The following is a 19810-nucleotide window of genomic DNA, read 5'->3' on the forward strand; positions in this document are numbered from 1 at the left end:
GGGAGTAGGGAGTAGGGAGTAGGGAGTAGGGAGTAGGGAGTAGGGAGTAGGGAGTAGGGAGTAGGGAGTAGGGAGTAGGGAGTAGGGAGTAGGGAGTAGGGAGTAGGGAGTAGGGAGTAGGGAGTAGAAAAGAAAAATTATCACAATTCCTACACGCATCCCTAACGATCACTTTCTGAGGGACTTAGGCAATAACTCTACCGTTAAAGTGAGTTATTAATAATCACCCTACTTTATAGGTGAGTTTACTAGACGTTTGACACTAAGGGCGCTTTGAAATTATAATAGTGTTATAGGTATAGTTTTTCAAATCCAGAAATGAACAAGTGCGTTTGTACTACTGAAGCAGCATCTCTGTTAGGTATTTCTCCTCGCCGATTGCGCCAACTCCTAGAGAAGGGTCGGGTCCGGGGTGCCTATAAAAGCGGGAAATTCTGGATTATTCCCCTGTTCAACAATCTGCCTCAAATCATTAAAGGCACTAGAGGACCAAAAGGAAAATGGCGTACCAGTCGTACTCCGGCTCTAGCAAAGATTAATGTCAACCGCAATCATATTGGCTCGAATATCAACAAAAGTCCTCAAGAGCGCAAGCCAGTGATTTCAGTAAAACGAAGTGGCAACAATGTATACGGCAACCAGGTAGAAATCCTCGGTCCGTGTCGGATTGTATATCAGCCAGACACTCCACTGGCTTGTGGCGCTCGTCTGTGGATTGAAACCTTTAGTGATGTTCAGTTCATTGGTGGTAGTTTTCCTGCTCGTGGTTGAAAGCTAAGTTGCTAGTTATCGACAGCAGAAAACAGAGATCAAAGTTTGTCGAGAATGGCAACAACTGATCACAAAATTGTGATCACAGAACTATGGCAAGCTTCGGGATTTTATCCGTGGCCATTGAATTGATGCAAAAACTTTTCCAATCGATCCATCCCTTTCTCAATGGAAGCCATATCCGTAGCATAAGACAGACGGATACAATCATCAGCACCAAAGGCAATACCAGGAATTGCAGCAACTTGCTGGGAACTGAGTAAGCGATCGCAAAATTCCAAAGAGGTTAAACCCGTTTGACTAATGTTAGGGAATAAGTAGAAAGCAGCGTCTGGCTTCACACAAGTCAGTCCAGGCATGGCCGTGAGGCGCTCTAACATCACCTGTCGCCGTTGGGCAAAGGCTTGGCGCATCTGTTCTACACAGTCAAGGGGACCTTCCAAAGCTGCGATCGCACCATACTGAGCAAAGGTACAAACATTGGAAGTGCTATGACTTTGAATCGTGGTCATTGCTTTAATTAGTTCTAGTGGACCGGCTATATAACCGATACGCCAGCCGGTCATGGCAAAAGCTTTAGCAAACCCATTACTAATGATAGTGCGCTGGAATATTTCTGAGCCTACTGCCCCAATACTAAGGTGTTGAGCCCCATCGTAGCGAATTTTCTCATAAATTTCGTCAGAAACCACCAGAATATCTTGCTCTACCACCACCTCAGCCAAGGCTTTTAGCTCTGCGGGAGTATAAACCATACCGGTGGGATTAGACGGAGAGTTGAGAATAAATAATTTAGTTTGGGGTGTAATGGATGAACGGAGCTGAGCCGGTGTAATTTTGTACCCTTGAGTTGCATCTGTAGGAACAATCACAGGTTTGCCACCAGCCAGCTTTACCATTTCTGGATAGGAAAGCCAGTAGGGAGCAGGAATAATCACCTCATCTCCCACTTCAATCAGAGCCAGCATCAAGTTGAATAGGGATTGCTTACCGCCGTTGGTGACAATAACGTTCTGTGTATCGTAATCCAGGTTATTCTGATGGCGCAGTTTATTTGCGATCGCAACTCTTAGCTTCGGTTCCCCAGCAGCTGGACCATACTTAGTCTTTCCTTCATCCAGGGCTTGCTTACTGGCTGCTTTAATATGAGCGGGAGTGTCAAAATCCGGTTCTCCGGCGCTAAAACTACAAACATCAATCCCATCTGCCTTCATGGCTTTGGCTTTAGCAGCAATGGCTAAAGTTAAGGAAGGGGTAACTTGACCAACTCTTGATGCCAGCTTCATTCTCACAAATAATAACTGAGGAATTGTTAATCCGATTGCCTTGACAATCTTATTATTATCTCATAATGCCTAGGCATTTTTGACTAAATTTTAGACTTTTTTTATATTTTTTTAATATTTATTTTATGTTTAAGCCTTTTCCCTTTGTCATCTAATCAGGGCTAATCAATGCTGTAGAGGTTTGCTGTCAAACTATGAACTTACGTTAACTAAAGACTAGAAACTATATATTTCTTAAATTGATGTGTTTTTTTGCTGCAATTTACTTGCAATTAATTCAGACTTAAATTTATTGTTTATTTGACTAAGTAGCAGAACAAAAGCATCTAAATGTTAGAAGCCTTACTCAGATAAGATAACAAAAATAATAAGCAAAAATACTTATCGTATTACTCTTAGATCGAGTAGGTATTTCAAAATAAGATGCCTTTATCCTGAACTAAGTAAGTAGCTATAAAAGTGTCAGCTATTAGCTGATAGCTGGTAGCTGTTCGCGTAGCGTGCGCGTAGCGCTTAAGCTGATAGCTGACATTTGCCCCAACAAGTTTGTTTGGGCTTATTTGTGTCTACTAATTGATTTTCCTGTCACTGTCGGAAGAGGATATTGTAAATGTTAGAGGTAGAGAAATACTACAGAATCTTGGAGCTGGAGCCTGGAGCTTCACAGGAGGAGATTCACCAGGGCTACCTCGATTTGACCTGGGTATGGCATCCTGACCGTTTTTCTGGTAATCCCCGGCTACAACAGAAAGCTCACTGCAAGTTGCAACAAATCAATGAAGCTCATGCCCAATTGCGCTCTTTACAAAGAACTCTCGGTTGGAAAAATAGACACCCCAAGCCTAAACCCCAGAAGCAATCACCATTAAAGAACCAATATCGTAAGTCAGATTTATATAAACGGGAAGTTAATCCTGTAACCACCGAAGCTAGTGAAAGTAAAACTGGGAGTCAGAATCAGGGAAGTCCAAAGTCTAGGCGTGTCTATCGCAGCCAGAAAATTGATGATTGGTTAGATTAACTTACTGGTAATCACTTGTGATCACTTGATTGCTGCTTCACTTGCTTAAGGTTTCTATATCCTGTCGGTAGGCAATTAAGGCGTGACGATTCCGGTATTCGGCAATAGCACGCAGAATTGCATCAGACACTTCCCGGGATACGATCGTCTTAATTTCAACATTGGTGTTGTAGCCCGGAATATCTCCTAGGCGTCTGCCGTGACCACCTTCTCCCCTTACATCACTAACAGTATAACCAGTAGCCCCTTGGCTTTTGATTAGCTTGACAAGGCTTTCTCGAATTACTGATTCACCAATGATGGTGACTAAGACAGCATTATTGATGGGAGCATCTTCTGTAGACATAGGAAATTCCATAATCCTGACATCTACTAGTCTAGAATCTTCTAGTTTAGACTAGTAGATGTTAATTTTTAGTTATCAATGGGATTGACCTACGGTCACGCTACGCGAACCCATTGACAAGTAAGCTCAACTATACCGATTAGTGCGTAATTTCAAATCCCTGCAAACCTTCTGGTGTCTCATTATTAACCACCACATTGTCAACCACAGCATTTAACGGTCCGCTATGACACCAACGCACCATAGCTTCCACTGCTGCGGTGTTCCCTTCAAACACTGCTTCCACACGCTTATCAAGAAGATTTCTGACCCAGCCGTTCACCCCTAGATGCTTAGCTTGAAGCATTGTGGAGTAGCGATAACCAACTCCTTGAACTCTTCCGGAAATGAAAACATGGGTGCGGATTTGCTTGTGTGGTGTTGATGAGTTTTGCATTTAGCAGTTTGCTGTTGACTACACCAATTAATGTTGAAGGTTGTTCGCCCTAAGCATCCTTTGTCGGGGAGGTTGAGTGTAACACGCTTTGCTTAGGGTCAACCTTCAACCAACCTTCAACATACTTACCCCAAAGCATGGGACTTGATCCTATTGTTTAGCTACAGGGCACCAGCCGCTGTTTTATCCAATACACCTCCAGATAGGTGTCTGGTGATATTCATCGCTTGCAATACTGGGGCTTTGTCTAAGCCTTGGGGATAATCAATTACGCTGACAGCCCCATTTCCCTGCTTGATATTCCAAATTAATGCTGGACTCAAGCCAAGAATGTCACAAAGTACTACTTTATTGATAGCATCATGAGCCACCACTAAGCCAGTCTGAAATCCTGAACCAGATGCCGTAGCTGATTTAACTATCCCATTCCAGGATGGCACTACTCTTTCCAAAACATCCTGTAGGTTCTCTCCTTCTGGCATTTGTACCGTTTCTGGGGCAACTTTCCACTGATTGAGCAATTCACCATACTCTTGGGCTATCTCTGACTCTAATTTGCCCTCCCATAAGCCATGACTGATTTCCCGGAGTCCATCATCAAGTTGCAAATTGACATTGGGGTGAGACTGGAGAATAATTTCAGCAGTTTCCTTAGGACGCAGCATGGGGCTACTGACTGCAAAATCAATGGGGATATCTTTGAGAAACTCAGCCGCCTGCTGTCCTTGTTTACGACCATTGTCATTTAAAGGTACATCAATCTGTCCCTGAAAGCGAGACGCACGATTCCAATCGGTTTCACCGTGGCGCACCAACAACAGACGCAACCCTTGGTCAATATCTCCCTTAGGTGCGCTTGACCTTGGCAATGTTTCCCCCAAGTGGGAGGTTTGATTGAGGGATTCCAATTGTACGGTTTCTCCCCAACCACCAGTGAAATTTAGCACATTGATGCCACAATTGGATTGCCTGATACTATGGTAACGAGCAGGAGTTACCCCAATGGCACTGCTAATTAAGCAGCGATTGATACCATTATGGGCTACGATTAAAATCGTACCTCCTTGATAGAGGGGGATAACCTCTTGCCAAAACTGCTCTGCTTGTTTATACAGTTCAAGCACGGGAAAGTGTTCTTTAGACCCGACCGCTGTGGGAATGACCATGGAAAATTCATGGGGGCTTTCTTTCCAGCGCTGGTAGTCTTCTGGGAATTTTTCCTTAACTTCGTTCTTTTGCAGATTTTGCCAAAGGGGTAAATCGATTTCCATCAGCTGATCTGATGGCTGTAACTGGGGAGGGTTTGGCAAATAGGATAGGATAATCTCTGCGGTTTGCTTTGCCCGTTGTAAAGGGGAGCAGTAGATGGCATCAAAGCTGAGGCTACTGAGGGCAGTACCAACTTTTTGGGCATCAGCACGACCTTTGTCGGTCAAGACTGACTGATCACTGCGTCCTTGAATGATCTGCTGAATGTTGTAAGTACTTTGACCGTGACGGACAATAACGACGCGGGTAGCCAATCTTTTATTCCTCCATGAGCAGGTATGTGGTTCAGCCGGGTCAGCTAGGGTGACAAATGTATACTGGGTATACTCAGATGATTCCGAATCATCAAGGTCATTCTAACCTAGCTAGATTATCCCTAAAGTGGCAGTGTACAGTTGGTGACTAGTTATTGGTTACTTGTCCGTTGACTACCAACAAATAACTAGTGACTAATAAGCAAAATGCTTGTGTGTTGGGGGGTTCGATGACTATAAAACGGTTGGTTTTGATTGTACTGACGATTTTTGCGATCGCTAGAATTGGCCTTTCTCTGGTAGAAAGCTGGGGTCAGCCCCAGATTCAAACTAGTCTGGAACTTCGCCAAACCAATCTAGTACTGCATGGCTGGGAGTGGAAAAACACAAACCCTGATTCTGCTGCACCTGAGCAGTCTAATCAGGAGTCTAAGGTAGATTGGACTGTGGCTCGTAATGCTTTAATTGGTGCTGAGCCGTTTCAATCTGCTCAAAAACAGTATGAAACAGCCCGTCAATTGGCTCAGACCAATCAGTCAAAGGTCCTGACCAAACTCCAAAAATTTTCCATAGGGAAGGTAACCACACCGAACGATAGGGGGCAATCACAATTACCAGCCACTCCCCTGACCCAAAACGCCTATCCCTCCGAGCAGCAGCAATTGCAAGAGTCATTGTCTGACATCGAACAGCTGATTGCTCGGCTGGATTTGCGTATTGGAATTCTCCAAGCTCAACAAGGAAAAACCGATGCTGCTATTGAAACCTGGGATAAACAGACATACTCTAATGGCTCATTAGAAACTGCTGGGGTATTAATGGGTCTATGGAGTGAGCCACCCCTGGTACTACCAGATGCTGAGCAAAAAATTGAACAAAACTTAGACAATTGGTTCCGCTATCGCGCGTTGAGTCAGCTGTATCAAGTGCAGCAGCGCCAAAGTGACCTATTGTCACTCCAAACCCAAGAACAAGAAACGGCTGAACAAGCAATTGTCAAATTATTCGTTATCGCTGTCATCCCAGGATTTAATACCCTATTGGGTTTGATAATATTAGTGTGCTTGGTTGGTCAGTTGTTGTTTCAAGGTAAGCAATCCCTGATAGCAACCAATCATAATGTGCCATGGAAAACAGCTTGGGATGGGGAAATTATTTGGCAAGTGCTGATTTTTGGTTTTTTCGCTATCGGTCAACTGCTGTTACCGCTTTTAATTGGTCTGTCACTGGGGATTGTTGGAATTAACCCAGGCAATTTTACGGTACAGATGAGTGCTTTCTATGTGTTGCTAACTTACCTAATCATGGCATTTGGGGGCTTGTTAGTGATGTATCTTTCCATTAAGCCCTTTTTGCCCCTGCCAGAGGATTGGTTTAGCTTCAAGTGGCGCAGCAACTGGATTGTCTGGGGAGTCGGTGGCTATTTGATAGCACTCCCCTTGGTGATTGTGGTATCTCTGATTAACCAACAGTTATGGCAAGGAAACGGCGGTAGTAACCCACTGTTGCCCCTAGCTTTGGAGGGACAGGACAGCATAGCTTTGACGATATTTTTTCTGACAGCAGCTGTGGCAGCACCAGTGTTTGAAGAGATAATCTTTCGAGGGTTCTTGTTGCCCTCTTTGACTCGTTATCTACCAGTTTGGGGAGCGATCGCATTAAGTAGTCTGATTTTTGCGATCGCTCATTTGAGTCTCTCAGAAGTCCTACCCCTAGCCACATTGGGAATTGTCTTGGGATTCGTTTACACGCGATCGCGTAATCTCCTAGCTCCCATGCTGCTCCATAGTCTCTGGAATAGTGGTACGCTTCTGAGTTTGTTTGTTTTAGGCAGTAGTTAACAATTACAGCGGTTTACGATTGGGTGAGCTACAAATTCCTGGCTTTTAGGGAACAGGGAACAGGGAACAGGGAACAGGTAAGAGGGAACAGGGAAAAAATCCTGTGTACCTGATAGTTATGAAAAACGCTGTAAGTATGAAGTTTCAAGTATCAAGTGTAAATTATGACTTGTGAAGTATTACGTATTACATTCTTCATGCTTCAAAAAACACCATAAAGCTGTTTAATAAATACCATAATCTGATTCCCGTACTCCAAATCTGGATTCCAACGTCTCCCTAAGTCATAAACTGAAGGAGCAACACCTCTGGGTACATACTCAAAACGAGGGTCTACTATCGGGACCTCGTTAATCATATCAGTACTGGCATATGCCTTCAGGTGCTCAATGTGAGCTTTAACTCCTGTTTTCGGGTCAGGAAACGTAGCACCAGCAGCACTAGCCTCAACGGTACCCAATCCACAGAAGTTATTCTGTTCAGGTTTGACCTTACCTCCAAAGCGTAAATAATCGGTTTCCAGACACATCTGACAGAAGGCAACATCATGGTTCACTCCCTCATTTTCCGCTTCTTCTATGTAAAGTCTGGGTAAGTCAGGAAATTGTTTTAAACCGTCTTGATTGTTTTTCTCAAGAAAGCTTTTCAATTGGCTTTCAGTGGCATTTCCCATCGCCATAATTTGGTCACCATCTTCCAGCAAGGTGCGGGGAAGTGAATTTAAAATAACAGTTTTTGTCTGATTTTCCCAGGATGCAGCTATATTAAATTCCTGTAAGTCTACCGCTTTGACATAGACAACATTTCCATAACTGATTTGGCGAATATTTTCTCGATCAGTTAGGCTAATCCCGAGCATCTCTACTAAATCAACGGGAATAAAGGCATTGCTATTAATTAAAATCCCTTTTTCGTCATACTTCTGTTGTTTAATAAAGATATTGATAGTAGGAAACTCAGGAGTTTTTGGAGTCTGACCGCTCCATTTAATTAATCCTTGAGCAATCCCTTTGGCAAATTTTTCCCGCTGATTTTGCAGTAACTCTAGGTCTTGAGGATTGTCGAGAAAACACAACTGCATCAGTACGGAAGAGACTGCTACCTGACGACAAAAGGATAAGCCGCGCCGATTTGGAGAGTGGATATCCGCTTGAATGCCACGACTGGGAAGTTCAGGAATTTCTTGGAGTAAGGCATTCAGTAAGAGCTGAGCATCCAGCTGCCTTTCATCGTTACCATAGATGTAAAAGGCTTCAGCCCCTCGCAGGGAACCGTTAAAGGCATTGCCATGGATTTCCAAGGCTACGTCACCAGGTACAGCATTGGCATTGATCCATCGAATCGTGTCTCGACGACTGAGAGAGTCAGGAACAACAATACAATCTACTCCCCGTAATTCCAGCTCTTTAACAATTTCGTTACGGGTAAGTATCATTTCCCGAGACTCTGTTGTGCCTAAAGCCACTACTCCCGGGTCTTTGAGGTCATGACCAGCGGAAATTATAATACGTGCCATGGGTGGGTTTCTTCTCCTTAGTTTACCATTTTTTGGTCGGAAAATAATTCGGTAGATTGCTTTAAAAAATCGTGCTAATAGCTTACGCATTTCGCATTTAAATTGTCAGTTACGGAGAAATAATAAATGAAACCATCAATGATGATTTAGGAATGATGAATACCTCTGGAACTTCTGAATGAATGAATGATAGATTGTTTCGCCATTGACCATTACCATTCGGTTAGGGTCAATGGTGCTCGCTTAAAGTCCCATCTTCGCACGGGTTGCTGGGCCGACAATTCCATCTACATCTAAACCGTTTTGTTGTTGGAACTGCTTTACAACTGCCTCGCTACCTCGTCCATAGACACCATCCACATCCAGACTATAGCCTGCTTTGGCCAAGGCTTGTTGAATAGCACGTACGTCTTCTCCCTTCATGTAAGGTTGGCTTAGGCGCAGTACCCGAAATTGTATTGACTTCTCAGATTCTTTCTTGGAGGGTACCGAGATCGAAAACCCTTCTGAAAAACTATTGTTTAGTCGTCTCTCGGTTGATGGTCCGTAGGAACCATCTTCGGAAATCCGGTCATTGATATTATAGCGGTTCCAAACTCGCTGGAATGCCCGCACTGCTAGGGCGCGAATGTCTCGGGTACCTCCGCCTACGTAGTCAAAATGAACTGGGTCCCCCCAACCGAGCCATCGCCAGCCATACTTCTGGAGGTAAGGTCGCCACCTAAGGTAATCTGAAATATCAATGGCTAGACCACTTTGGTGATTACTGCGAGACGGACGGGCAGCAATAGGAATACCGCAACGGCGATTTCTGTAGTGGTTATATAGTATTAATTGCTGCGCAATGGTCCGATAGGCTGAATTAATTACCATAGGAACGCCCCGGTCTTGAATAGCACGTTCGAGGGCTCTTTTGGCAGCGGGTTGCAGCATAGCCCAGACCGCAGGACCTAGTTGCACATCTAAATCATCAAAGCTGATTAGTACATTTGGGATCAGTCGGTTCATTTCATCAATAATCTGCTTGTCTAGCCCCCGAACTACTTCTGTGGAGCAGGAGGTAACATTCCTGACCTTGATGGATATTTTCTTGGGGAACAACTGTTTATCATCATCCCAAACCTCGACATGGGGTTCGTAGACATACCAGGTATTCTTGCCATTAAATTCATCTTTGGTAAAAGCAATCCGCAGGTAAGACTTCTCTTCTTTGAGGTCTACCCAGCTGTGCAGCTCTAGTTCCCTGCCTTTTTTGACCCAAACTTTATCCTCTTCATTTTCGATCTTCTGGCTGGGTACGGGTTGCTGTTTTAGGAAGGTATCATGTACGATTTTCAAAGATAAGACCATCAGTTTCCCTCATAGATGAAATGGTGGCAGTAGTCGTGATTAGTGAGTCGTGATTGGTGAGTGGTAATTGGTAAGTGGTAATTGGTGTTTGTCACTTAAAGTAAACTCCTGCCTAGGAGGAGTGATTAGGACGTTTCAAGCTAGCTGTTGTTAGCCCTACCAAACTCAAGACTCTTCCACTATATATTCATATTCAATACTAGAGCCTGGGATTACGGGCAAATCCTTGGCAAAATTGGGCATAATCCTCCGCTTATAACAGTTAGAGTCAAGAGGAGATCAAGGTAGATACTTGATTCGACAGTGAGCAGCTACCGACTGGATTGCTACGCCCAATCCCTGTTAATGCAATCAGCATCTCACCCTTAAGTCGAAACTTTTAAGTTAGTGATATCTCAATTATCTAAGCTGACGGACCTTTTTTTCCAAGTGTCCTGCTTTCGTGATTGACATCAACAATTAGATAATGATAACCATTAAAAACATTAACTGTAGGCTAGTTGAGCAGCTGTTAGCCTAAGCTAGAAATAAGAGGCATGTGTTGCTCTTAATCCTCAAGGGGTTGCCACTATCTACTGAAGCTGTTCACCAAATCTATGCCAAAATCTATGCCAACTTCCCCTAAGATTACCTTAACCCAACCAGCTTTGCCTGTAGAAACCATCACATTAGATGTAACTGGCATGAAATGTGCTGGTTGTGTTGGTGTAGTGGAACGGCAACTGAGTAGTAACCCTGGGGTATCGAAAGCCTGTGTGAATCTGGTAACTGGGGTAGCTGTGGTAGAGTATCAAGCTGGTGAGGTGCAACCAACTGTCCTAGCTGACTTGCTTACATCAAAAGGGTTTCCTAGTCAACCCCGTTTACCTGAAACTGAAAAGGGAACTAAGAGCCAGGATAGGTTAACACCAGCCCAGAGACATCAGCAAGAAGCTAGAGCATACCGCCAACAACTAGCGATTGCTGCTGTCCTGATTGTCTTCTCTACATTAGGACATATCGGTCATTGGTTCCATGGACCAATGCTGCCAGTATTGAGTACTTTGTGGTTCCATTGGGGACTGGCAACTATAGCGCTACTATTACCGGGACGCTCTATCATAGTCGAGGGTGGGCGCGGTTTGTGGCACGGTGCTCCCAATATGAATACGTTGATCGGACTGGGGGCGGTGACGGCTTACACCACTAGCTGTGTGGCATTACTATTCCCTAACCTAGGATGGGAATGTTTCTTTGATGAGCCAGTGATGTTGCTGGGTTTTATTCTTTTAGGTCGGACCTTAGAGCAAGGGGCAAGATATCAAGCTACTGCTGACTTTGAGTCTTTGCTATCCCTACAGCCTCAGGTAGCCCGGTTGATTGGAACATTAGACAGTAAAGAAGGTGATCAAGGGGGTATCGAAATTCCTGTGGAGCAAGTCCGGGTGGGAGAATGGTTAAGGATATTACCTGGGGAAAAAGTTCCTGTCGATGGGGAAGTGATTACTGGACTCTCATCGATTGATGAGTCAATGCTAACGGGGGAATCTCTACCAGTATTGAAGCAAGCAGGGGACATGGTTACTGGTGGTACGTTGAATCAATCGGGAGTGCTGGTGCTAAAGGCAACCCGTACTGGTAAAGAAACTACTCTGGCACAAATTGTAGCACTAGTGGAGGAAGCGCAAACTCGGAAAGCGCCAGTACAGCAGTTAGCGGATTTGGTAGCAGGGTATTTTACCTATGGGGTGATGGCGATCGCATTTTTAACGTTCCTATTTTGGTACGTGGCTGGGACTAAAATCTGGCCGGAGGTCTGGTCAACCATGGCGGCTTCTCCATTACTGTTGAGTTTGAAATTAGCGATCGCAGTTTTAGTGATTGCTTGTCCCTGTGCCTTGGGTCTAGCCACACCTACCGCCATTCTAGTCGGTACTAGCCTGGGGGCAAAGCGGGGCTTATTAATCAAAGGCGGTGACATTTTAGAACAGGTGCATCGGCTGGATACTGTGGTTTTTGACAAAACCGGTACCCTAACTCAGGGTCAAGCTACAGTTACCGATTGCCTGCTGATTCAACCTGACACCGGGAATGACCAACAGAGCGCTATTGCTACGAAAACCATTGCTCTATCTTCTGCTAGCCAATTGCTGCAACTGGCAGCAGCAGCAGAAAGTGGCACATCCCATCCCTTAGGTAGGGCAATTGTTACCGAAGCTCAACAGCAACAGTTACCGATGTTAGGGGCTCAAGATTTTTACACAGAACCAGGATTGGGACTATCAGCTTTAGTAGAAAACCAACGGGTAGTGCTTGGCAGTGCAGACTGGTTGAGTAAGCAGGGTATTACGATTAGTGATACTGCTCAAGGTGAAGTCAAGGCTTTGGCAGATGGGGGTAAAACAGTAGTTTATGTAGCTGTTGATGGGGTACTAGCTGGATTAATTGGTGTCAATGATCTTCCGAGATTGGAGGCTAAAGAAACAGTAGAACACCTCAAAGACCTGGGATTGCAGGTGATGATGCTAACTGGTGACAGACCGGAAGTGGCGGCTGCTGTGGCCAAAACTTTGTCAATAGACCCAGAGGATGTTATTGCTGGGGTGCTTCCGGATGGCAAAGCTAATGCGATCGCAAACCTTCAAGACCAGGGACACTGTGTCGCTATGGTGGGAGATGGCATCAATGACAGTCCAGCTCTAGCACAAGCTGATGTTGGGATTGCCTTGCATGGGGGAACCGATGTGGCAGCGGAAACAGCAGGAATTATTCTGATCAGAAATAACTTGCTCGATGTGGTCAAGTCCATAGACCTATCACGAGCCACCTTCAACAAAATCCGCCAGAATCTGTTTTGGGCATTCGGTTACAATATATTGGGTATTCCCATAGCGGCTGGTGGGCTACTACCAGGATTTGGGATAGTACTTTCTCCTGCTGCTGCTGGTGCCTTCATGGCTTTCAGCTCAGTTAGTGTTGTCACAAACTCTCTGCTGCTAACCCGTTTGCGGAATTAGTTCAAGTTCGCTTGAATACCTAGAATAGACCATCAGAGCAGCAAGGTTTCAGAAGGCTACAGTATCCTGGGTGGTCGGAAGCCACGGCCATAGGGTAAGCTTGGCGTCTGGTAGTTTACTATTATTGATTCAAGGAATAATCAGGTAATGCTGAGCACTCAGGAGATTTTTCTAGGTAAATCAGTCCTTAAGTCAGTCGCAAGCTGGTTGAGACCTGTGCCAATGTAAGTAAATAAGAGTATTGTTCTCAACCAATTACCCTTTTGATCACGAGCGATTCATGGCTACACAATCCGACCACAACCATTTATTGATTATTGAGGATGACAAGGGAAGCAAGCAGATTCCTTTGGAAGATGAGGTATATTCTATCGGTAGAGATCCAGAGTCTGATATCCGCCTGTTTTCAAAGTTTGTGTCTCGCCGACATGCGACCTTAGTAAGGCGTAGACGTTCTGATGGTAGTCCCTACTACCGAATTTTTGATGGTAACCTCAAAGGGAAGGCTAGTTCCAATGGCATTTTAATCAATGGTCGTAAGCTTCAAGCCCATGATCTCGAAGATGAAGATGAGGTAATTTTCGCACCTAAGGTCAGTGCTAAATATTATCTACTGAAGCGAGAGAATACCCCAACTGATCCAGTAGATCAAATGGATGAGTATGATATTACCCTAATTAATCCCGGTATGATTGATGATTCGGAAGAATGGGATAATTAGTAAGTAAATGACCGCCAAGTTAACCTTAAAATTTATAATTTTAAGGTTATAGTTTGAGCGGTTAGCTACAGGATGTTAAAGTTTACCAGTCGCAACGGGAGAATAGATCACTAAGAAAAGACTTGCGCCAAGGTGTCACTGGGTCTCCTCCCCGGAAAGTCGCAGTACGATTGTCATTGGTGTTCCACGGTGCCAAGGGTAAGTGACCTTCCTCCGCTTTGTTTTTGTTGAAAATTTCTGCATACCAGTTTACTTTTTCCCACCACTCGTACCATGTTTCATCTAATAATTCATCATACTCTCCCTTGGGTAAGCCACGCTCAGCAATAATTTTGTCCAAGATTTGCTTTTGTACACTGAAGCCAAACTTTCCATCTGAGTGTTTTAACCAAAGGGTGTTAAGAGTACGTAGCTTTTGGCAGGAACATTGTTCAATATGTTTGAGATCGAGCCAACCTTCTTTTTCTCGATCAGCGATGTAAAGCATGATACGAACATTTTTTAGCTCAGCATCTTTCCAGTTTCCCGACTTCATAAAGAAGTGAAGTTCAGCGAGGAAGTGATTGAAAAGAGAGTCTTTGACCATTTGATAGTCTTGACCGTTTTCAGATAGTAACTCAATGTATTCTCGATGGAAATTTTCTACGGCATTCGTTGAGAGGATTGACTGTTGTTGAGGAAGAAAGCTAGGTATAGGAGTTTCTGTATCAATATCAACGTTTGGAAACAGTTTCCAAGCAGTATCAAGTATATCAAAGGCTTCCTTGTAAGCTTTTAAGGCTTCCTCTATCTTCCCTTCTGTTCTCAACAAGCTCCCCTGGACTCTTTTGACATGAACCTGAATTGCCCATTCTTCGGGGACATCTGAATTTGGTTGTGAGGGTAAGAGATTGTTTTTATTGATCTGTTTAATCCTTTGTCTAGCCTCATTCCACCGTTCTTTTGCTTCACTATTCCTTTCGAGTTCTTGATACTTCTGACTAAGTTGCTGATTTGCTAAAGAAATCGAAGCTAGGAGCATGGCTTGCTTAAAATCACGTTTTTCTTGTGGGATTGGCGTAGATTGACTGACTTGAACCCATGCCTCTTGTGCTTCAGAAGACAGCCCCTTGTTTTGGAGTTCTGCAGCAAGTTCAGAGAGCCTATTAATGGTTTCGATATCTTCTTTAATTATTTTAAGAGCAGCTTTAGCTTGCTGTACTCTTATCACTTCTTTGCCTGCCACTACCCCTGAAACAATTGCTCCCAACACAGCTACAGTAATTACCACAGCGCCGATCTGAATCCCCCATTGAGCCTTCCTATTCGCCTCAGTTAGTACCTGATTTCTACTCTCTGCTGCTTCCCTATCCTTCCTCTCTCTTCCTAATTCCGCATCTCGCTTCTTGTGAGCTATTTGCTCTTCAATCCTTCTCTTTTCACTGGCCGCCAAAAACTGCTGATCCAAATAACTTAAATTCTTCCCCTTTGCCCAACCCTGAGCATCCTTTAGAGCTTTCCCTCCCAACAACAGCGATTCATCCTGACATCCCGACGCCACCCAAGCCCTAAACCCTTCCGAATAGGGACGTAATGCAGCTAATTCTTGCTCAATCCAGTCTTGATTAAAGACTTGATGGTAGATACGGTTATAGACTTTAAGAACTGGAAAAGCTCCAACTCTTTGCTTCACCACTAATCCAGATAACTGTAACTTACCTTCCTCAAAACTGTTATTGGCAACAACTTCGCCCTGCTGCCACACCTGTTGATACAATTCCAACAAGTAGGCAGCCCGTTGCTCATTACTGAGAATGCGGTCGCGTATGGTCTTCAAATGTTCTGGCTCATCGGTAGCTTCCCAGTTCGAGATCACATGCGATCGCACCAATTTCTCAATCCATTCCTTCTCCCCCTTTTTTAAGGGATCGAAAACCGAGGCAGAACTAACCACCAACTGACACAGCTTTTGGGTAAGAAAGGGCTGTCCTCCTGTCCAGTCTAATATCTCCTCGATAATAGCCTGGGGGTTGCTGACCTGTCCCTCCAATCCCCTAACTAACGGCTCAACTTCATGGGGTTGAAAGCCATGTAATTCCAGAGCCCGTCCGATATTAAACGGGGTTCGGTCTTTATCTTCAATTAAATCCCCCGGTGTCGCCACCCCCAACAACACAAAACTAAGGCGATTATAGGCAGAATTTTCTGCCCGTTTGTTGTAACAGGCTCGAACTAGGGCAAAGAAGTCATCTTTGAAGCTTAATTGCAGAACGCTATCGATTTCATCAATAAAAATAACAATTGGTTGAGCAATATATTCAAACAATACCTCTTTGATAAACTTACCAAAGCACTGCACCGGAGAAATCTTTTGGTGCTGTTGAAGCCAATGGTATTCATCAAACCTGTCGTAGAGTTCCAACTCAGACACCAACCCACTAATCAAACCGCCATACCATTCCCGTGGGGGAATCTGTTGCGACCCCAGCATGGTAATATCAATAGAAGCACAAATAATGTCTTCTTGTTGCAACCGTTTTACTGTTTGAACTTTCAGGGAAGACTTTCCCATCTGACGGGAATTTAAGACATAACAAAATTCCCCTGCTTTTAGGTATTGATATAACTCTTCATCAGCCTGACGCTTGACATAACTGCTAGCATTAAGGGGTAATGCGCCGCCTACTTGATAGATTTGCATAGTCTGGGTTTCCATCATGGGGTCTCCTGGAATCGTGCTTGAAAATACTCCCGATACAACTGACAACGGAGAGTTACCTGATGTGCTTGTAAATGAACTAATCCCATACTGTGTAGTTTGTAAGCTGATCGGGATTCTAAGGGAATCGGACAACTGGCCTCAATCACATCTTTAAAAGCATCAGCCAAAGCTTGGTGTTGCTGTAGCATCTGCCAGAGGTGTCGTAGATGGTTGCGATAAATTCCAGCTTCGGTGGCAGCATTGTTTAATACCTTCTCTAGGGAACCAGTACCATTAAATTTGAGATGGTTAAAGCATTCGCCAATTAAATAGGGATGTCCGCCTACTAACCCCTGCAATTGCTCAACCTCAGATGCTGTACAATCAAGTTGGTATTGTTGCGCTAATTCAATAATTTGCTCTTGGGTCAATTCCGGTAACTCAATCGGAACACCAACATTAAACGGGGATTCGTTAAGGTTAAGGGGAATATAAACTTCTGTGGAATGAACCACCACTAATCGGAGCCGTTCTAAACGTTTACCCATCTTGGCTTTCTCATGCCAAGCCCTTAGCATTCCTAAAAAGTCCGATGCCACATCACGGTGAGGAAAAACTCGGTCAACCTCATCCAAACATAAGACCACTGGCCTGTTAACTTGCCTTAGCAAATACCGTTCAAAGTAGTTGGTACAAGCCATTTTACTGGTCGATAATCCTTCGTACCAGTAATCAGCTAATCGATTAGCTAATCCTAAACTTTCACTGACACAGAAGCTAAACCACTTGAGTAATGAATTAAGATTGCCAAGGTCAGCATGGTTAGCCAGGTGTAGGTTAATATAAACAGTTTGATAGCCCTGCTGGGCAACCAACTTTTTCAGCACTCTAGCTATCAGTAAGGTCTTCCCCATTAGACTTGGTGCTTTAATTCTCACCAAGGCACCTGGACGTAAAAGTGTTTGATAACAAGTGCTTTCAATGGGAGGACGTTCAACATAATAGTCAACGTCAGGGATAGCTTCCTCCTGATCTAAATCCGGTGTCCACGGATCTGGATTAACATTGCTATTGCTTGGTGCGCTTTCTTGATCTAGAAAAGCGATCGCTTTCCAGTCTTGCCCCAATTTTTCACTAATTTCTTGAAAATTCAGGTTATCGACAGGTCGGCCATTGAGATAATTATTGAGGGTTGATAGAGATATCTCCAATTCCTCAGCTAAGTCTTTCTGGCGAGGATAACCGTTGCGCTTAAGAGCTAATTTAACCTGGTCAATAGACTCGGGATGAACTCTGAGTGAGCGAGACATAGTTGTCGGTTCGATGAACTACTCAAACTATAACTATCTTTTATAGTCACTCAGCCCAACTCAGGTACAACTCAGGTACAAGTCGGCAATCAACTATAAGTTGGCCATAAGTCACCTGATCTCAATAGCTTTCAAGGTCTCAACTGCTTTAGCCCCAGGGTTTGATGAAATTGTAGTTCACCTGAAACAATTTTCATGAACAATCTCGAAAACTTCCAAACCCTTCTGGAAATTGTCTTACTAGTTCTAACCCTCTCTACTGAATCTCCATTGTTAGGTATTGTTGCTGCTATTTGTGTATTGTTGTATTTGTTGATCGACTCTGATGATTCAGATAACGGTGAGGAGTGAGGCGGTTGTCTAGCTCCCGAGATGGGAAGATAGGGAGATAGGGAGATAGGGATATGGGAAGATAGGGAAATGAAATTGATCTTTAGTCCTAATTTCCACCATTGGTATAAAGATACCAACTTAATCGATAACTACTTCATCAAAAGTTCCCGATTCCCGATTCCCGATTCCCGATTCCCTATACTATAGTCGTTAGTTTAACAACTATCAACCTAAAATCATACTACAAATTTTGCCGATTCACTAGCTGAATTTTATTGACAAAATAAGCTTCTCGATGCTGCAATGATTCAGCCAAGTCTAGCCCCTTTTGAAATGCTGCTAAGGCTTGAGGATAGTTGTTCATATCCAGATAAACTTGACCAATGTTGTCGTAAGTATTCATCAAGCCATAATAATTATAGGATTTTTGCTCAACTTGAAGCAAAACCTCATAAACTTGCAAGGCAAACTCTGGCTGCTTAGAGGTCAGGTAAAGTTCTGCTAGAGGTTGTAGTGCTTCGCTAGCATGGGCAAACTGCTGTAGAGACCAGGCTAAGGCATAGGCTTCTTGATAGGTTTGACTAGCTTTTTCTGGTTGATTGAGGCTGTTGTAGTCAGATGCGATCGCAATTTTCAGGGCTGGAATCTGGGTATCATTGCCTTGATTGAGGTAAATGTCCACTAATTGCTGCTTTTTGGGCAATGCCTGGTCTGGTTGTTGGTCTTGGTCGTAGATATAAGCTAGCTCTTGTAAATAAGCCACTTGTTCTTGTTCATTTATGCGTTCGCGAAGCGGTTCCATTCGCGTAGCGTGGCCCAAAGGCCAAGGAACATCGCGTTGATTCTGAGCTTGATTCTGAGCTTGAGCCAGTAATTCCTCATAGGTTTCTGCTGCTTTGGGATAATCAAACCAAGCCATGTGCAATTGACCCATGGTCTTCAAGGTAGCCTCAACCGCTGCCATATCGTCCTGGTTGCGAGCATCAGCGAGAATTTGCTCATAAACTGTCAAGGCTTGTCCTGGCACTCGGATCTGTTCATAAGCCTTACCCAAAGCTTTTAAGAGTGGCAGATTGATCGAGTCTTCTGCTTTATTTTCCTGCTGAATCTCTTCCAAGCGTGCCGTAATTAGTTGCACTGACTGCTTATTGTTTTCATTCCAGGCAACTCCTCCTACTCTGCCCAAAGTTTGCACTTCTGCCACAGGATCCCCTAGCACTCGCCGCAGTCGGATTTCCCGATACCAGATCTCAAAGGCTTTGGATTGATTACCAGCTTTGAATTCAGCTTGAGCTTCAGCATTTAGTTCATCCAAAGCTTGGCTGAGTCTAGAACGTTCGGAAGGGTTGAGAGGTTCGTCTGGGGATAACGAAGGCAGGAGGGGATCAGGAGAAGTCAGTTCCAATGGATTGGGATTATCATTATCATTGGATTGGCACAAGGTCACACTAGCAAAACATAACGGGAGTATAGCAGCGGATAATGCTATAATTGCCCAGTTGCTTAGTTTGAGTCTGAGAGGATGTAAGCGCAAGGTAGCCATAAGGAAACTAAAGAAGGTTACTACCAGTTAGGCTAGCGATTTTAGGTTCAAACTGACATCTGGCCATATTCTGCAGTAAGCCACCTGATCCCCCTGGGGAGTTGAGACTTAGTAAATAGTTAGCGTTACTTTGCGTC

The 19810-nt window shown here is 44.1% G+C and carries 15 protein-coding genes; 6 read left to right on the top strand and 9 right to left on the bottom strand.

Translation table 11 applies throughout. The features are described 5' to 3' along the window. Positions 1–318 precede the first annotated feature (318 nt). Entirely contained in the window at positions 319–771 is a 453-nt protein-coding gene (locus F6K53_RS30640) for a helix-turn-helix domain-containing protein (protein ID WP_293042487.1), read from the top strand. Between the two features lie 110 nt (positions 772–881). On the opposite strand, the gene F6K53_RS30645 is transcribed toward F6K53_RS30640, so the two are convergent. Next, positions 882–2057, bottom strand: coding sequence for a pyridoxal phosphate-dependent aminotransferase (locus F6K53_RS30645; protein WP_293071741.1), 1176 nt, complete (start codon positions 2055–2057; stop codon positions 882–884). 610 nt (positions 2058–2667) lie between these two features. Here F6K53_RS30645 and F6K53_RS30650 point away from each other — a divergent pair. Beyond that, a complete protein-coding gene (locus F6K53_RS30650) occupies positions 2668–3078 on the top strand; it encodes a J domain-containing protein (protein ID WP_008188298.1) in 411 nt (136 codons plus the stop codon). A 37-nt stretch (positions 3079–3115) separates the two neighbouring features. On the opposite strand, the gene F6K53_RS30655 is transcribed toward F6K53_RS30650, so the two are convergent. From F6K53_RS30655 to F6K53_RS30665, 3 genes are all read right to left on the bottom strand, one after another. Beyond that, complete coding sequence (locus F6K53_RS30655) at positions 3116–3424, bottom strand: hypothetical protein (protein ID WP_293083248.1); 309 nt, start codon at positions 3422–3424, stop codon at positions 3116–3118. A gap of 139 nt (positions 3425–3563) precedes the next feature. Continuing rightward, positions 3564–3860, bottom strand: a complete 297-nt coding sequence (locus F6K53_RS30660; protein ID WP_293062794.1) for an acylphosphatase — start codon at positions 3858–3860, stop codon at positions 3564–3566. Positions 3861–4021: 161 nt separating this feature from the next. Then, positions 4022–5383: a histidine phosphatase family protein gene (locus F6K53_RS30665; RefSeq protein ID WP_293083251.1), complete on the bottom strand. Its 1362-nt coding sequence runs from the start codon at positions 5381–5383 to the stop codon at positions 4022–4024. Between the two features lie 191 nt (positions 5384–5574). Here F6K53_RS30665 and F6K53_RS30670 point away from each other — a divergent pair, with 191 nt between their 5' ends. Further along, positions 5575–7224, top strand: a complete 1650-nt coding sequence (locus tag F6K53_RS30670) for a CPBP family glutamic-type intramembrane protease (RefSeq protein ID WP_366511375.1) — start codon at positions 5575–5577, stop codon at positions 7222–7224. 202 nt (positions 7225–7426) lie between these two features. Here the strand turns inward: F6K53_RS30670 and F6K53_RS30675 are convergent, their stop codons facing one another. Together F6K53_RS30675 and F6K53_RS30680 are read right to left on the bottom strand one after the other, a co-directional pair. Beyond that, positions 7427–8740 carry an N-acetylmuramoyl-L-alanine amidase gene (locus F6K53_RS30675; RefSeq protein WP_293083254.1) on the bottom strand — a complete coding sequence of 438 codons (1314 nt, stop codon included), beginning with the start codon at positions 8738–8740 and terminating at the stop codon, positions 7427–7429. Positions 8741–8983: 243 nt separating this feature from the next. Continuing rightward, a complete protein-coding gene (locus F6K53_RS30680; protein ID WP_293083257.1) occupies positions 8984–10090 on the bottom strand; it encodes a peptidoglycan-binding protein in 1107 nt (368 codons plus the stop codon). A 608-nt stretch (positions 10091–10698) separates the two neighbouring features. Here F6K53_RS30680 and F6K53_RS30685 point away from each other — a divergent pair. Then, positions 10699–13086: a heavy metal translocating P-type ATPase gene (locus F6K53_RS30685; RefSeq protein WP_293083260.1), complete on the top strand. Its 2388-nt coding sequence runs from the start codon at positions 10699–10701 to the stop codon at positions 13084–13086. Positions 13087–13366: 280 nt separating this feature from the next. After that, positions 13367–13807 (top strand): FHA domain-containing protein, encoded by a 441-nt coding sequence (locus F6K53_RS30690; protein WP_293022406.1) that lies wholly within the window; start codon positions 13367–13369, stop codon positions 13805–13807. Between the two features lie 82 nt (positions 13808–13889). Here F6K53_RS30690 and F6K53_RS30695 read toward each other — a convergent pair whose 3' ends face one another. Both F6K53_RS30695 and F6K53_RS30700 read right to left on the bottom strand, forming a co-directional pair. After that, the gene (locus F6K53_RS30695; protein WP_293083263.1) at positions 13890–16553 is read right to left on the bottom strand and encodes an AAA-like domain-containing protein; all 2664 of its coding nucleotides are present in this window, start codon (positions 16551–16553) and stop codon (positions 13890–13892) included. Then, positions 16502–17797 carry an AAA-like domain-containing protein gene (locus F6K53_RS30700; RefSeq protein WP_293083266.1) on the bottom strand — a complete coding sequence of 432 codons (1296 nt, stop codon included), beginning with the start codon at positions 17795–17797 and terminating at the stop codon, positions 16502–16504. The genes F6K53_RS30695 and F6K53_RS30700 overlap by 52 nt, the downstream gene beginning before the upstream one ends. 195 nt (positions 17798–17992) lie before the next feature. On the opposite strand from F6K53_RS30700, the gene F6K53_RS30705 reads away from it, so the two are divergent. Next, a complete protein-coding gene (locus F6K53_RS30705) occupies positions 17993–18148 on the top strand; it encodes a hypothetical protein (protein WP_293083269.1) in 156 nt (51 codons plus the stop codon). A gap of 223 nt (positions 18149–18371) precedes the next feature. On the opposite strand, the gene F6K53_RS30710 is transcribed toward F6K53_RS30705, so the two are convergent. Further along, positions 18372–19673, bottom strand: a complete 1302-nt coding sequence (locus F6K53_RS30710; RefSeq protein WP_293083272.1) for a tetratricopeptide repeat protein — start codon at positions 19671–19673, stop codon at positions 18372–18374. Positions 19674–19810 lie beyond the last annotated feature (137 nt).

This window comes from Moorena sp. SIO4A1, assembly GCF_010672065.1.
Lineage (GTDB): Bacteria > Cyanobacteriota > Cyanobacteriia > Cyanobacteriales > Coleofasciculaceae > Moorena.